The following is a 14,855-nucleotide window of genomic DNA, read 5'->3' on the forward strand; positions in this document are numbered from 1 at the left end:
GAGGTCTGCCAGGGATCGAGGGATCACACATGTCGTCGTCCTACTTCACCGACCTTGCACAGCAGTACATCGACGGTGAGTGGCGCCCGGGTACCGGTTCCTGGGACATCATCGACTTCAACCCGTACGACGACGAGAAGCTCGCGTCGATCACCATAGCCACGGTCGACGAGGTCGATCAGGCGTACCGGGCCGCCGCCCGTGCCCAGAAGCAGTGGGCCGCGACCAACCCCTACGCCCGCCGGGCGGTCTTCGAGAAGGCGCTGCGCCTGATCGAGGAGCGCGAGGCCGAGATCTCCGAGGCCATCATCGCCGAGCTCGGCGGCACGCGACTGAAGGCCGCCTTCGAGCTGCACCTCGCCAAGGAGTTCCTGCGCGAGGCGGTCCATCTGGCGCTGGCCCCCGAGGGCCGGATCATCCCCTCGCCGGTGGACGGCAAGGAGAACCGCGTCTACCGCGTGCCGGTCGGCGTGGTGGGTGTGATCAGCCCCTTCAACTTCCCGTTCCTGCTGTCGATCAAGTCCGTCGCCCCGGCGCTCGCGCTCGGCAACGCCGTGGTGCTCAAGCCGCACCAGAACACGCCGATCGTCGGCGGCTCCCTGGTCGCGAAGCTCTTCGAGGACGCGGGGCTGCCCGGCGGGCTGCTGAACGTCGTCATCACGGACATCGCGGAGATCGGCGACGCCTTCCTGGAGCACCCGGTCCCCAAGGTCATCTCCTTCACCGGTTCCGACGCGGTCGGCCGGCACGTCGCGACCGTCTGCGCCCGGCTGTTCAAGCGCTCCGTCCTCGAACTGGGCGGCAACAGCGCGCTGGTGGTCCTCGACGACGCCGACATCGACTACGCCGTCGACGCGGCCGTCTTCAGCCGGTACGTCCACCAGGGCCAGGTCTGCATGGCCGCCAACCGGGTCCTCGTGGACCGTTCGATCGCGGACGAGTTCACCGCGAAGTTCGTCGCCAAGGTGAAGACCCTCAAGGCGGGCGACCCGCGCGACCCGGAGACCGTCATCGGCCCGGTCATCAACTCCTCGCAGGCGGACGCCCTCTCCGGCGTGGTCGAGCAGGCCCTCGCCGAGGGCGCCACGGCCCTGGTGCGCGGCGGGCGGACGGACAACCTCGTCGAGCCGTCCGTGCTGACGGACGTCCCCGCCGACTCGGCGCTACTCAAGCAGGAGGTCTTCGGGCCGGTCGCCTTCCTCGTGCCGTTCGACGGCGAGGAGGAGGCTGTACGCCTGGTCAACGACACCCCGTACGGCCTGAGCGGCGCGGTCCACACCGGGAACATCGAGCGCGGTGTGAACTTCGCCAAGCAGATCGACACGGGCATGTTCCACGTGAACGACGGCACCGTGCACGACGAGCCGATCGTCCCGTTCGGCGGCGAGAAGCACTCGGGCATCGGCCGGCTCAACGGCGACACGATGCTGGACTCGTTCACCACGACCAAGTGGATCTCGGTGCAGCATGGCCGGAGCGGGTTCCCGTTCTAGGTCCTCTCAGCGCCCGGACCCTTGCGGACAGAAGCTGACCGCAAGGGTCCGTAGATTCGTCGGTGTCAGGGGGAGAAGCCCCCGGTCCGGCGAAAGGCGGCGGTCATGGTCACTCACGTTCCCGCGGAGGCACACGGCGACGAGCGCGGAGCGCTCCTGTCCTTCATCGCCGAGCAGCGCGGTGGCATCCGCCGGGCGGTGCTCGGGCTGACGGACGAGCAGGCGAGCTCCCGTCCCAGCGCCAGTGAGCTGTCCCTCGCCGGGCTGGTCAAGCACGTCGCCGAGGTCGAGCAGATGTGGATCTCGCTGGCCAAGGGCGAGCCGCCGGCCGTCGTGCGGGACCAGAGCAACTGGCACGAGTGCTTCCGGCTGGTCGAGGGGGAGACCGTCGAGTCGCAGCTGGCGTACTGGGAGAAGGTCGCCGCCGAGACGGAGGCGTACATCCGCTCGGTGCCGAGCCTCGACGACACCTTCGCGCTGCCGGCCCAGCCCTGGTTCCCGCCGGACGGCCGGGTCTCCCACCGCTGGCTGTGCCTCCACCTCATCCGCGAGACGGCCCGGCACGCCGGCCACGCCGACATCGTCCGCGAGTCCCTGGACGGCAGGACCGCCTTCGAGCTGGTGGCCGAGGAGCAGCAGGTGACGGCCGGGTCCTAATCTGGACCGCATGTCAGCGATCCGTCTCCTCGTGCTCGGCGCGGTCCGTATGCACGGGCGGGCCCACGGCTACCAGGTGCGCAACGACCTGGAGTACTGGGGCGCGCACGAGTGGTCCAGCGCCAAGCCCGGCTCGATCTACCACGCCCTGAAGCAGATGGCGAAGCAGGGACTGCTGCACGCGCACGAGATCGCCCCGTCCACGGCCGGAGGCCCGCCGCGCACGGAGTACGAGATCACCGGGCAGGGCACCGAGGAGTACTTCCGGCTGCTGCGGGAGGCGCTGGTCACCTACGACCAGCGCGGGGACGTGAAGACGGCCGCCGTCGGCTTCGTCGTCGACCTGCCGCGGGCGGAGGCGGTCGCGCTGCTGAAGGAGCGGACCCTGCGGATCGAGCAGTGGCGGGCCTCCGTCCTGGAGCACTACGTGCCCGAGGAGGGGCCGGAACAGCTCGGGCACATCGGCGAGATCATGAACATGTGGGTCCACACGGCCGACTCCGAGGGCGAGTGGACCCGCGGTCTCATCGAGCGCATCGAGGGCGGCGCCTACACCTTCGCCGACGAGGGCGACCCGTTCGTCGGCATCCTGGCCGAGGACCAGGAGAACCCGTACGCGACGGGGGAGCGGCACCCCGGGGACGCTCACTAATCAAGTTTGACGAATGGCTCGAACGGGTTTACCTTCGAGCATGTAGTCAAGTTTGACTAGCGAGGGAGGCTCAGTGGCCGACACGGCGATCACCGTCGACGGCGCGGAGAAGAAGTACGGCGACAAGAAGGCGCTGGACGGGCTCGACCTCACGGTGGCGCGCGGCACGGTGCACGGGGTGCTCGGCCCGAACGGCGCGGGCAAGACCACCTTGGTGAGGGTCCTGTCCACCCTGCTGCGGCCCGACGCGGGCCGGATCGAGGTGGCTGGGCACGACGTGGTGCGCGAGGCGTACGCCGTGCGGCTGCGCATCGGCCTGCTCGGCCAGCACGCCGCGCTCGACGAGGAGCTCGGCGGCCGGCAGAACCTGGAGCTGTTCGGACGGCTGCACCACCTGGGCGCCCGACGGGCACGCGCGCGTGCCGGCGAGCTCCTGGAGCGCTTCGAACTGGCCGACACCGGCCGCAAGGCGGTCCGGCAGTACAGCGGCGGCATGCGCCGCCGCCTGGACCTCGCCGCCTCCCTGATCACCGAGCCGGAGGTGTTGTTCCTGGACGAGCCCACCACCGGCCTCGACCCGCGCGGCCGCGCCGAGGTGTGGGCCTCCGTCCGCTCCCTGGTCGGCGGCGGTACGACGGTCCTGCTCACCACCCAGTACCTGGAGGAGGCCGACCAGCTCGCCGACCGCATCTCGGTCGTCGACGCCGGCCGGGTCGTCGCCGAGGGCACGGCGGACGAGCTGAAGGCCGAGACCGGCGGCGACCGCATCGACGTGGTCCTGCGCAACGCCGGCCAACTGGGCGCGGCCCTCGCCCTGCTGCCCCTCGCCGGGGTTAGCGTCGACCCCGACCGACGGCTGCTGAGCGCGCCGGTGACCGACCGTATGGAGGCGCTCTCCGGGGTCGTACGGGCCCTTCAGGAGGCCGGGATCGAGGCGGAGGACGTCGCCCTGCGCCGCCCGACGCTGGACGAGGTGTTCCTGCACCTCACCGGGGACGACCGCCGAGTGGAGGAGGCCGCGTGAGCGCCTACGCCCTGACCGACTCCTGGACCATGACCCGCCGGGAACTCGCCCGCTGGGGGCGGCAGCCGGTCCAGCTGGTGGTGAACCTGGTCTTCCCGGTGATGCTGCTGCTGATGTTCGGCTATCTCGTCGGCGGCGGCCGGGGGGTGAGCGGCGAGTACCGCGACTACCTGATCCCCGGCATGCTCGCGCTCACCATGGCCTTCGGCCTGGAGGGCACGATGCTCGCCGTCACGCAGGACCTCAACAAGGGTGTGATCGACCGCTTCCGCTCGATGCCCATGGCCAACGGCGCGGTGCTGGTGGGCCGTTCGGCGGCCGACATGCTCCAGTCGGCGCTGGCCCTGGTCGTGCTCATCGGCGTGGGAGCCGCGCTCGGCTGGCGTCCCGGGGGTGGCCCGACGGCCCTCCTCGGAGCCGTGGGCCTGCTGCTCCTGTTCCGGTTCGCCATGCTGTGGATCGGCATCCACCTGGCCCTGGTCGCCGGGAAGCCGGAGATGGTCCAGGCCGTGCAGATCCTGGTCTGGCCGGTCGGCTTCCTCTCCAACGCCCTGGCCGCCCCCGGCTCCATGCCCGGCTGGCTGGGCGCGGTCGTCGAGTGGAACCCGATGTCCCACACGGCCACGGCCGTCCGGGACCTGTTCGGCGTGCCCGGCACGGAGTCCGGGCACGCGTGGGCCGCGATCGTCTGGCCCCTGGCCCTGCTGGCGGTGTTCTTCCCGCTGGCGGTCCGGAGGTTCGGGCGGCTCAGCCGCTAGAAGGTGTCCTCCCGCAACATCCCCTGGTGGTGGAAGCCGGTCGCCGACACCCCCTAGTGGTGGAAGCTGGTCGCCGCGCCCCTGTCCTCGGTCAGCGGGCGTGGCTGCCGGCGCAGATCCGGCAGCAGCCGCTCCAGGTCCTGCGCGAGCAGTTCCGCGAGGTCGGCGGAGAAGCCGTTGCGGCACACCACCCGCAGCACGGACAGGTCCTCCCGGTCGGGCGGGAAGGTGTACGCGGGCACCAGCCAGCCGCTCTCGCGCAGCCGCCGGGAGACGTCGAAGACGTCGTACGCCGTCACGTCCGGCGCGGTCGTGAAGGCGAACACCGGCAGTTGATCGCCCCGGGTCAGCAACCGGAAGTCGCCGAGTGCCTCGACCCGCCCGGCCAGGTCCATGGCCACGTCCCGCGCGGCCTGCTGGACGGCCCGGTAGCCCTCCCGGCCCAGCCGCAGGAACGTGTAGTACTGCGCCACGACCTGCGCGCCCGGCCGGGAGAAGTTGAGCGCGAACGTCGGCATGTCGCCGCCCAGGTAGTTCACCCGGAACACCAGCTCCTCCGGCAGGGCCTCCGCGTCCCGCCACAGCGCCCAGCCCACGCCCGGGTAGACCAGCCCGTACTTGTGCCCCGACGTGTTGATCGACGCCACCCTCGGCAGCCGGAAGTCCCACACCAGGTCCTCGTCGAGGAAGGGCGCGACCATGGCCCCGGACGCCCCGTCGACATGCACGGGGATGTCGAGCCCGGTCCGTTCCTGCAGCGCGTCCAGCGCCGCGCACAGCTCGGCGACCGGCTCGTAGGACCCGTCGAAGGTGGAGCCCAGAATGCCGACGACGCCGATGGTGTTCTCGTCGCACAACCCGGCCGCGGCCTCGGGGTCGAGGTGGAACCGCTCGCCCTCCATGGGCACCAGCCGGGCCTCCACCTCCCAGAAGTTGCAGAACTTCTCCCAGCAGACCTGCACGTTCACGCCCATCACCAGGTTGGGCCGGACCCCGGGGTAGCGGTCGGCGTTGCGCTTCGCCCAGCGCCGCTTCAGCGCCATCCCGGCGAGCATGCACGCCTCGCTCGACCCGGTCGTCGAACAGCCCACGGCGGTCGCCGGGTCGGGGGCGTTCCACAGGTCGGCGAGCATCGCCACGCAGCGCCGCTCCAGCTCCGCGGTGCGCGGGTACTCGTCCTTGTCGATCATGTTCTTGTCCCGGCACTCCGCCATCAGCACCCCGGCCTCGGGCTCCATCCAGGTGGTGACGAAGGTGGCGAGGTTCAGTCGCGCGTTGCCGTCGAGCATCAGCTCGTCGCGCACCAGTTGGTGGGCGGTCGCCGGTGCCATGGGCTGGTCCGGGAGCCGGTGCGTGGGCGGGGCCTCGGCCATGTCGCCGAGCGGGTTGGCGGGACCGTAGAAGGGGTTGACGGACAGGCGGCGTTCGACGGGCCGGTGACCTTCGTGGAGCGACATGGGTGCCTCCAGGGGTGGGTTCGAGAGGGGTTCGAGAGAGGGAGGGGGCGTCAGCGGACGGGCGTGCCGTCCGCGCGCAGCTGCATCTGCGGCCGGCCCGTCACGAGCAGCCAGGCGGGCAGCGAGGCGATGCAGAGCACGGCGATGATCCCCGGCGAGGCGACCAGCACCGCCGCGACGAACAGGCTCACCCAGCCCTGCCGGGTGATGGCCAGCAGCAGTCCGAGCACACCCGCCGAGACCCCCACCGAGGGATGCACCCCGGACACCAGGGCGTGGGCGCCCAGGCCGAGGGCGGTGCCGACGAACACGGCCGGGAAGATGCGCCCGCCCCGGAAGCCGCAGGACGCGGCGATCAGCAGCGCGGCCAGCTTCACGACCGTCAGCAGGGCGTACTCCCCGGCCGACCGGCTGTCCGGGTCCTTTGCGAGCTCGGCGATCTCGTCGAGCCCCTTGAACAGCGTCAGATGGCCGCCCAGGGCCGCGAGGGCGCCCAGTACGAGACCACCCGCCGGGAGCATCAGCATCGGATGGCGCAGCCGGCCGAAGGCGCCGTGGACGTAGGGGAAGGCCCGCACGGCGGCCATGCCGAACAGGGCGCCGACCGTGGCGACCACGACCGCCGCCAGCAGGTCGCTCCAGCCCGGCCGGCCGAAGGAGGGAAGGTCGAGGTCGAAGCTCGGGTGGTCGATGAGGGTGGCGGTGAGGGCACCGGCCGTGCCGGCGGTCAGCGGCGCGAAGACGTTGTCCCACAGCAGCCCGCGGGTCTCCCGCACGGCCAGCGCCTCGGAGATCACCAGGGCCGCTGCGACCGGCGTTCCGAACAGGGCGCCGATCGTCGCCGCCTCGGCCAGCGCCGGCCAGGCCCGGCCCGGCGCCCGCGGCACGAGCCGTGCGCCCAGCCAGGCCGCCAGGGCGACATTCACGGTGATGACGGGGTTCTCGGGGCCGAGGCTGGGCCCGCCGGCCAGCATCAGCGCGGTCGCCAGCAGCAGCCCCGGCAGCACGACGGGCGGAAGGACGGGGGCGTCCAGTCCGACCATGGCCGGGTCCGGGCCGGCGTGGCCCGGCATCTTCCACACCACGAGCCCGACCGCGATCCCCGTCGCGAAGAGCATCACGAACATCCACGCCACGGAGTACCGGCCGATTCCCAGCGCGTCGGGCAGCGGCCCCCAGAGCACGTCCTGGAGCTTCCCGGCGGCGACTTCCACCCCCACCAGGACCAGGCTGGACACGATCCCCACGGCCAGTGCGGGCAGGATCGTCGGCAACAGGGTGCGGGCGGGAGTCGCGGGGGTGACGGAGGGCGCCTGTTGCGCGGAATCCTGGACCACGCGCACACCATAAACGTCTCAAAGAGGACAAAACGGAAACACGCTTGCACCTCACGTGGCGTGAGGCCCGACCGTGGAGCACGGAAGAAGGGAGCGGAAGTGAACTACTCGGTGGGACAGGTCGCGGGATTCGCCGGTGTCACGGTGCGCACGCTGCACCACTACGACGACATCGGCCTGCTCGTCCCGAGCGAACGCAGCCACGCGGGCCACCGGCGCTACAGCGACGCCGACCTCGACCGGCTGCAGCAGATCCTGTTCTACCGGGAGCTCGGCTTCCCGCTCGAGGAGGTCGCCGCCCTGCTCGACGACCCGGACGCGGACCCGCGCGCGCACCTGCGCCGCCAGCACGAACTGCTGACCGCCCGGATCGAGAAGCTGCGGAAGATGGCGGCGGCCGTGGAGCACGCCATGGAGGCACGCACGATGGGACTCAACCTCACGCCCGAGGAGAGGTTCGAGGTCTTCGGGGACAACGACCCGGAGCAGTACGCCGAAGAGGTGGAGGAGCGCTGGGGCGACACCGACGAGTACGCCGACTCGCAGCGCCGCACCGCGAGCTACACCAAGGAGGACTGGAAGCGCATCCAGGCCGAGGCCGCCGACTGGGGCGAGCGCTACGGCGCCCTGATGTCGGCGGACGAGCCGCCCACCGGCGAGGCGGCCATGACCCTGGCGGAGGAGCACCGGCAGCACATCTGCACGTGGTTCTACGAGTGCTCCTACGAGATCCACTGCTGCCTCGGCGAAATGTACGTCTCCGACGAGCGGTTCAAGGCGTTCTACGACGCGCTGCGCCCGGGCCTCGCCGAGCACCTGAGGGACGCGATCGTCGCGAACGCGGCACGTCACACCGCCTGACCCCCGGCCCGGGGGTCACTCACTCCCGGGTCAGGACCACCGCCGTGCCGTACGCGCACACCTCGGTGCCCACGTCCGCCGCCTCCGTCACGTCGAAGCGGAACGCGAGGACGCCGTTGGCGCCACGCGTGCGTGCCTGTTCGACGAGCCGCTCCATGGCCTGGTTGCGGGTCTGCACGAGCGTCTTGGTGAGCCCGCGCAGTTCGCCGCCGACCATCGACTTCAGCCCCGCGCCGATCTGGCTCCCCAGGTGCCGGGAGCGCACGGTCAGGCCGAACACCTCACCGATCACCTCCCGCACGTGGTAGCCGGGTACGTCGTTCGTCGTGACGACGAGGACCTCGGGCTCCGGGCCCTGTCCGCCGCCGTAATCTTCGATGCCCATGGTTCACAGCTTTGACCGGGACCGCGCACAGTGCATCCTGAGTACGCCCATGGAACCTGGGCCATGGCGGCTGCGTTGATACTTTGAGGCAGCCAGCCCCCGCCCGTCCCCCACAGCAGCAGGAGCCACATCCCCGTGACCACGCTTGCGCTCGGCCCCGAGTGGCTCAGCCCGGACTACCTGATCTCGACGTTCAGCCTGCCCGGCATCCTGCTCATCGTCTTCGCGGAGTCCGGTCTCTTCGCCTTCCTGCCGGGTGACTCCCTGCTGTTCACGGCGGGCCTCTTCGTGGCCGAGGGCACGTACATCACCCAGCCGCTGTGGCTGGTCTGCGTTCTGATCGTGCTCGCCGCCGTCATCGGCGACCAAGTGGGCTACATGATCGGCAAGTTCCTGGGCCCGAAGCTCTTCAACCGTCCGAACTCCAAGCTCTTCAAGCAGGAGAACCTGGACAAGGCCCACGAGTTCATGGAGAAGTACGGCCCCAAGGCGATCGTCCTGGCCCGCTTCGTCCCCATCGTGCGTACCTTCGCCCCCATCGTGGCCGGCGCCGGCCGCATGAAGTACCGCACGTTCCTCACGTACAACATCATCGGCGGCATCGCCTGGGGCACCGGCGTCACCCTCGCGGGGTACTGGCTCGGCCAGATCGACTTCATCAAGAAGAACGTCGAGTCGATCCTCATCCTGATCGTCCTGCTCTCCGTCGTCCCGATCATCATCGAGTACCTGCGGGACCGCTCCAAGAAGAAGCGCGCTGCGGCGCAGGCCCCCGCGGAGCGGCAGCAGCCCCCCGCCATGGACGACGCCACCACCCAGCTCCGCCGCATCACCCCGCAGGACCAGCCGCCCCACTACCAGCAGCCGCAGCAGCCGCCGTACGGCAACCAGAACGGCTACAACGACCAGCAGTACTACAACCAGTACCCGCAGGCCCCGGGCTACGGCCAGCAGCAGCAGGGCGGCGGCCACCAGCAGCCGTACAACGGCGGCTACTGAACCGCGGACGACCCCCACCGGCCCCCGGCCGCCAACGGCGCTAGAAACCTCTGGTCCGCTTGGCGGCCCGCCGCTTCTCCGCGGACCCGATCCGCAGGAACATCCGGGAGATCTCGGACCCGAGATTCACCCCGATGGCGATGGCCATGGCGAGCGCCACCGCCGCGGACAGCGACACCAGCCCCTCGTCCACCTCGTTCTGCGCGATCGCCAGCAGCCCGAAGTACGTTGCGGAACCCGGCAGCAGGGGCCCGATCGCCGCGGTCGTGTAGGGCAGGGCGGAGGCGAACTGATACCGCGACAGCAACTGCCCGAACAGCCCCACCAGCCCCGCGGCCGCCGCCGTGGACGCCACCGGCGAGATGTCGCCCACGTAGTGCATCGCGCCGTACACAACCCAGGCGACACCGCCGTTCAGCGTCACCCACACCACGGTGGATCGTTCCTGCTGAAGCAGCACAGCGAACGCCAGTGAGAGCAGCATCGACGCCCCGATCATCATCACCGGGTCGTCGGAGGCCCCGAGCGCCTGGTCGGGGTTCAGCCGCGCTCCCAGCTGCACACCGAAGTACAGCACCAGCAGCACACCCGTGACGATGCCGACGAAGAAGTACATGACCTCCAGCAGCCGCGCGGACGCGGTGATGTAGAAGCCGGTCAGACCGTCCTGCACACCCGCCACCAGGGCCCGCCCGGGCAGCAGCGCGAACAGCCCACCGGTGATGACCGCGGAGGCCTTCACGTCCACGTGGCCCAGCGTCAGGGCGATACCGATCGCGGCCGGCGGCATCGCGGCCACCGTGAACTGGTAGAACTCCGGCAGCCCGCGCCCCGCGCACAGCCACGCCAGCCGGTCACCGAGCATCGCGCCCAGCGCCGCGGCGACGAACACGATCAGGTCACCGCCCACGAGCACGGAGGCCGCACCGGCCAGCAGCCCGCTCGCACCGGTCAGCGCCCAGCCGGGGTAGGGGTGCCGGTTACGGCGGATCTCCGCCAGCCGCCGGTAGGCCTCCTCCAGGGAGACCGCCGTCTCGTCGTCGCTGAGGTCGTCCACCAGCTGGTACACGGCCGCCAGCCGCGTGTAGTCGGTGCCCCGGCGCCGCACGGTCCGCGACGCCGTGATCGGGTCGTCGACCAGGGACGGCTGATAGGAGATCGCCAGCAGCGTGAACGTGACGTTGGGCTCGCAGCGGTCCAGCCCGTAGGACCGGCAGACGGCGAACATGGCCGCCTCCACGTCCTCGGCCCCCTCACCGCCCGCCAGCAGCAGCTCGCCGATACGCAGCGTCAGGTCGAGCACGCGCGGCACCGCGGGCCCGGACTCGTCGCTGCTGCGCTGGATCGCCTCGGGCGCGGGCCGCTCCGCCACCGGCATGCGCAGCATCGTGCGCATCCGGTCCTGCCAGGGCACGTCCTTGGTCAGGCTGACCACGGGGATCCCGCTCGGCGGCGTGAAGGCCGTCGGGGCGTGCTTCGAGCTGTACGTGCTCGGCGGGGTGAACGCCGACCCCTCCTGCTCCGCCGCGGGCGTGGCATGGACGTCCAGCCCCTGCGGCACGGCGAACTCGGACGTCGTGTCGGACTCCGTGCCGGCCGTTCTGTGCAGGGCCAGGCCCTCGGGGATCGCGAACTCCGACGTCGTCGACATGTCCCCGTCGACGCCGCCCGTCCCGGCCGGAGGCAGGAACGCACTCCTCGCCTCGTCCGACTTCGGTTTGCGGTCCTCCGCGTCCGTCACTGCCTGGCGCTCCCTGTACGACACGTGGGCCTCGTAACCCCCCACAGCCTCAGTATGCGCACAGACGGACGAACGGGCCGCACGCGCAGGCGTGCGGCCCGTCAGCAACAGGAGAGGAGGTCAGTGACCGCCCTGGTCCTTGAAGCGCTTGTAGGACCGCTCGATCTCGGCCTCGGCCTCGGTGCGGCCCACCCAGTCGGCGCCCTCGACCGACTTGCCGGGCTCCAGGTCCTTGTAGACCTCGAAGAAGTGCTGGATCTCCAGGCGGTCGAACTCCGACACGTGGTGGATGTCCCGCAGGTGCTCCACGCGCGGGTCCGTCGACGGCACGCACAGCAGCTTGTCGTCGCCGCCCGCCTCGTCCGTCATGCGGAACATGCCGATCGCGCGGCAGCGGATCAGGCAGCCCGGGAACGTCGGCTCGTCGAGGATGACCAGCGCGTCCAGCGGGTCGCCGTCCTCGCCGAGGGTGTTCTCGACGAAACCGTAGTCGGTCGGGTAGGCGGTCGAGGTGAAGAGTCGCCGGTCCAGGCGGATACGACCGGTCTCGTGGTCCACCTCGTACTTGTTGCGCGAACCCTTCGGAATCTCGATCGTGACGTCGAACTCCACCGGTGGCTCCTCCATGATCAACACATAGTTCTGGTGGTTAAGTGTCCCTCACGCAGGTGTGTGATCGCGAAAGGGGCTGGTGGTCGTGCCAGAGCTGAGGCCTTGGCGGGCCGCGAAACCGCACGTGGTGCGGATCGCGGATGCCGTGCGACCGCGCCTGGCCCGGGCCGCAGCGGCCACGAAACCACGGCTCGCGCGGCTCGTACGAGCCGGGAAACCGCAGGTCACGCAGCCGAAGGCCTGGCAGTACACCGCGGGCGCCGCCACCGCCGGACTCGCACTGGCCGCCGGTGTGGTGACCGCCGCCGGTCCCTGGGACTCCTCGGGTCAGCGTACGGCCGAGCGGGACCGCGCAGTGGCCCTGGGCCGCGCGGGTGGCACAGATCACGGCAGAGCGCCCGGCGCGCCCGGCCGGCCCCGGCCCGCTCCCAGCGCCGGACCCGTGCTGACCGGCCTCGGCGGGGTCAGCACCGTGAAGTCCGCCCCGGACGGCAAGGCCCTCGCGGACGCCCTCACACCCCTGCTGAAGGACCCGGCCCTCGGCCCCCGCCCCGCGGCGGCGGTCATCGACGTGACCACCGGCAGGCGCCTGTACGGCTCCGGTTCGGGCACCGGGCTCACCCCGGCCTCGACGACGAAGGTCGCCACGGCCGTCGCCGCGCTGTCCGCGATGGGCGCCGACCACCGCCTCACCACCCGCGCCGCGCTGGAACCCGATACCAAGGAAGTCGTCCTGGTCGGCGGCGGCGACCCCACGCTCACCGCCCGCGAGAACGCCGACAGCGCGGCAAGCCTGCGCACCCTGGCCGCCGAAACGGCCGCCGCCCTCGCCGACCGAGGGGTCCGCGAGGTCACCCTCTCCTACGACACGACCCTCTACGCGGGCGACGAAAAACACCCGATCGGGGACAACCCCAACCTCGCCCTCGTCAGCCCCCTGATGGCCGACGAAGGCCGCACGAACGACTCGGCGAGCGGTCCGGTCGAGCGCGTGAAGGACCCGGCGGCGGACGCGGCCCGCCGGTTCGGGGACCTCCTGAAGTCCCACGGCATCAAGACCACGGCCCCCGGCCCGTCCAAGGCCACGACCCGCGCCGAGACCCTCGCGGCGGTCTCCTCGCCCCCGCTCTCCGACCTCGTCGAACGCATGCTGACCAACAGCGACAACGACATCGCCGAGGCCCTCGCCCGCCAGACGGCGATCGCCACGGGCAACCGGGCCGACTTCGCCGGCGCGGGCAAGGCCATCAGCGCCCAGCTGCGCAAGCTCGGCCTCCCCGTGAAGGGCGCCGCCTTCAAGGACGGCAGCGGCCTGAACCGCGCCGACCGGCTGACCCCCGACCTCCTCACCGCGCTGCTCGCGAAGGCGGCCGACCCTTCCCACCCCGAGCTCCGCCCGGCCCTCACCGGCCTCCCCGTCGCCGGCTTCACCGGCACCCTGACCACCCGTTACACGGACGGAGCATCCGGCGTCGTCCGCGCCAAGACCGGCACCCTCTCGGGCGTCCACACCCTCGCGGGCACCCTGGTCGACGAGGACGGCCGCCTGCTGGCCTTCGCGTTCATGGCCACCGGCACGGACCCCGGCAACCCGACAGCGTCCCAGCAGGCCCTGGACCGGGTCGCCACGGCCCTGGCGGCCTGCGGCTGCAGGTGACGGGCGGGTCCGGCCGGGCAGCCCGGCATCACCCGGCCCTCGCCGCCCTGCCCGAGCGGGCGGCGCTCACGTACGGTTGACGCATGACGAGCATCGGTGGTGCTTCAACCGGCATGGTCGACTGGAATCTCGCGGTCGCGACCGCGACCCGGCTCGTACGGCCGGGCCCCGAGGTCAGTCGCGACGAGGCCCGGGCCGTCGTCGCGGAGCTGCGCCGGCATGCCAAGGCCTCGGAGGAACACGTCCGCGGATTCACCCGTCTGGGCACCGAGGAGGGGCACGACACCCCCGTCCTCGTCGTCGACCGACCGGGCTGGATCCGGGCGAACGTCGCCGGGTTCCGGGAAATCCTCAGGCCCCTGCTCGACAAGATGCAGGAACGACGCGGCAACACCCCCGGCAGCGCGGTCATGGGCGCCGTCGGCGGCAAGGTCACCGGCGTCGAACTCGGCATGCTGCTGTCCTTCCTGGCCTCCCGCGTCCTCGGCCAGTACGAGACCTTCGCCCCGGCCACCCGCGAACTCCCCTCCGGCGGCCCGGGTGGCGGCGGCCGGCTCCTGCTCGTCGCCCCGAACATCGTCCACGTGGAGCGCGAACTCGACGTCGACCCGCACGACTTCAGGCTCTGGGTCTGCCTGCACGAGGAGACGCACCGCACCCAGTTCACCGCCGTGCCCTGGCTGCGGGACCACCTCGGGGGTGAAATCCAGTCGTTCCTGGAGGAGACGGACGTCGACCCCATGACCGTCCTGGAACGCGTCCGGGAAGCCGCCCAGACCCTCGCCGGGGGCCGCCCCGAGGCCGAGGAGGACGACGGCGGCCGCTCCCTCGTCGAGATCGTCCAGACCCCCGCCCAGCGTGAGATCCTCGGCCGCCTCACGGCCGTCATGTCCCTGCTGGAGGGCCACGCCGACTTCGTGATGGACGGCGTCGGGCCGGACGTCGTACCGACCGTCGGGGAGATCCGCGAGAAGTTCCAGCAGCGCCGCGCCAAGGGCGCCTCCCGCCTGGACCTGGCCCTGCGCAAGCTGCTCGGCCTGGACGCCAAACTCCGCCAGTACCGGGACGGCGAACGCTTCGTGCGGGCCGTCGTCGACGAGGTCGGCATGGACGGCTTCAACCGCGTGTGGACCTCGCCCAACACCCTCCCCACCAAGTCGGAGATCGCCAAACCGGCGGACTGGGTCGCGCGGGTGCATCGCAAGGCCGAGTAGTGAACATC

General features: G+C 71.2%; 14 protein-coding genes. 9 read left to right on the forward strand and 5 right to left on the reverse strand.

All coding sequences use genetic code 11. The annotated features are described in order from the left end of the window. The first annotated feature begins 29 nt into the window (after positions 1–29). The 5 genes from AB0G20_RS07945 to AB0G20_RS07965 all read left to right on the forward strand — a co-directional run bounded on the left by AB0G20_RS07945 (position 30) and on the right by AB0G20_RS07965 (position 4,584). Entirely contained in the window at positions 30–1,493 is a 1,464-nt protein-coding gene (locus AB0G20_RS07945) for an aldehyde dehydrogenase family protein (protein WP_361297448.1), read from the forward strand. A gap of 105 nt (positions 1,494–1,598) precedes the next feature. After that, complete coding sequence (locus AB0G20_RS07950) at positions 1,599–2,150, forward strand: DinB family protein (protein ID WP_361297451.1); 552 nt, start codon at positions 1,599–1,601, stop codon at positions 2,148–2,150. Between the two features lie 10 nt (positions 2,151–2,160). After that, on the forward strand, positions 2,161–2,802 hold the full coding sequence (locus AB0G20_RS07955) for a PadR family transcriptional regulator (RefSeq protein WP_361297454.1): 642 nt from the start codon (positions 2,161–2,163) through the stop codon (positions 2,800–2,802). 73 nt (positions 2,803–2,875) lie between these two features. After that, positions 2,876–3,826 carry an ATP-binding cassette domain-containing protein gene (locus AB0G20_RS07960; RefSeq protein ID WP_361297457.1) on the forward strand — a complete coding sequence of 317 codons (951 nt, stop codon included), beginning with the start codon at positions 2,876–2,878 and terminating at the stop codon, positions 3,824–3,826. Continuing rightward, positions 3,823–4,584, forward strand: a complete 762-nt coding sequence (locus AB0G20_RS07965; RefSeq protein ID WP_361297459.1) for an ABC transporter permease — start codon at positions 3,823–3,825, stop codon at positions 4,582–4,584. Before AB0G20_RS07960 ends, AB0G20_RS07965 begins: the two co-directional genes overlap by 4 nt. Before the next feature lie 53 nt (positions 4,585–4,637). Here the strand turns inward: AB0G20_RS07965 and AB0G20_RS07970 are convergent, their stop codons facing one another. Together AB0G20_RS07970 and AB0G20_RS07975 are read right to left on the reverse strand one after the other, a co-directional pair. Beyond that, the gene (locus tag AB0G20_RS07970) at positions 4,638–6,041 is read right to left on the reverse strand and encodes a glutamate decarboxylase (protein ID WP_361297462.1); all 1,404 of its coding nucleotides are present in this window, start codon (positions 6,039–6,041) and stop codon (positions 4,638–4,640) included. Positions 6,042–6,091: 50 nt separating this feature from the next. Further along, the gene (locus tag AB0G20_RS07975; protein WP_361297465.1) at positions 6,092–7,378 is read right to left on the reverse strand and encodes an ion channel protein; all 1,287 of its coding nucleotides are present in this window, start codon (positions 7,376–7,378) and stop codon (positions 6,092–6,094) included. A 99-nt stretch (positions 7,379–7,477) separates the two neighbouring features. On the opposite strand from AB0G20_RS07975, the gene AB0G20_RS07980 reads away from it, so the two are divergent. Next, entirely contained in the window at positions 7,478–8,239 is a 762-nt protein-coding gene (locus tag AB0G20_RS07980) for a MerR family transcriptional regulator (protein WP_361297468.1), read from the forward strand. A gap of 19 nt (positions 8,240–8,258) precedes the next feature. Here AB0G20_RS07980 and AB0G20_RS07985 read toward each other — a convergent pair whose 3' ends face one another. Beyond that, positions 8,259–8,624, reverse strand: a complete 366-nt coding sequence (locus tag AB0G20_RS07985) for a YbjQ family protein (protein WP_361297471.1) — start codon at positions 8,622–8,624, stop codon at positions 8,259–8,261. Between the two features lie 135 nt (positions 8,625–8,759). Here AB0G20_RS07985 and AB0G20_RS07990 point away from each other — a divergent pair, with 135 nt between their 5' ends. Then, the gene (locus AB0G20_RS07990; protein ID WP_361297474.1) at positions 8,760–9,623 is read left to right on the forward strand and encodes a VTT domain-containing protein; all 864 of its coding nucleotides are present in this window, start codon (positions 8,760–8,762) and stop codon (positions 9,621–9,623) included. 40 nt (positions 9,624–9,663) lie between these two features. Here AB0G20_RS07990 and AB0G20_RS07995 read toward each other — a convergent pair whose 3' ends face one another. Next, positions 9,664–11,364: a threonine/serine exporter family protein gene (locus AB0G20_RS07995; RefSeq protein ID WP_361297477.1), complete on the reverse strand. Its 1,701-nt coding sequence runs from the start codon at positions 11,362–11,364 to the stop codon at positions 9,664–9,666. 120 nt (positions 11,365–11,484) lie between these two features. Next, positions 11,485–11,976: an inorganic diphosphatase gene (locus AB0G20_RS08000; RefSeq protein ID WP_003975424.1), complete on the reverse strand. Its 492-nt coding sequence runs from the start codon at positions 11,974–11,976 to the stop codon at positions 11,485–11,487. A 79-nt stretch (positions 11,977–12,055) separates the two neighbouring features. On the opposite strand from AB0G20_RS08000, the gene dacB reads away from it, so the two are divergent. After that, the gene (gene dacB / locus AB0G20_RS08005; protein WP_361297480.1) at positions 12,056–13,633 is read left to right on the forward strand and encodes a D-alanyl-D-alanine carboxypeptidase/D-alanyl-D-alanine-endopeptidase; all 1,578 of its coding nucleotides are present in this window, start codon (positions 12,056–12,058) and stop codon (positions 13,631–13,633) included. Between the two features lie 83 nt (positions 13,634–13,716). Then, positions 13,717–14,847 (forward strand): zinc-dependent metalloprotease, encoded by a 1,131-nt coding sequence (locus tag AB0G20_RS08010; RefSeq protein WP_361297483.1) that lies wholly within the window; start codon positions 13,717–13,719, stop codon positions 14,845–14,847. Positions 14,848–14,855: the final 8 nt, after the last annotated feature.

It is taken from the genome of Streptomyces sp. NPDC024017, assembly GCF_040638895.1.
Lineage (GTDB): Bacteria > Actinomycetota > Actinomycetes > Streptomycetales > Streptomycetaceae > Streptomyces.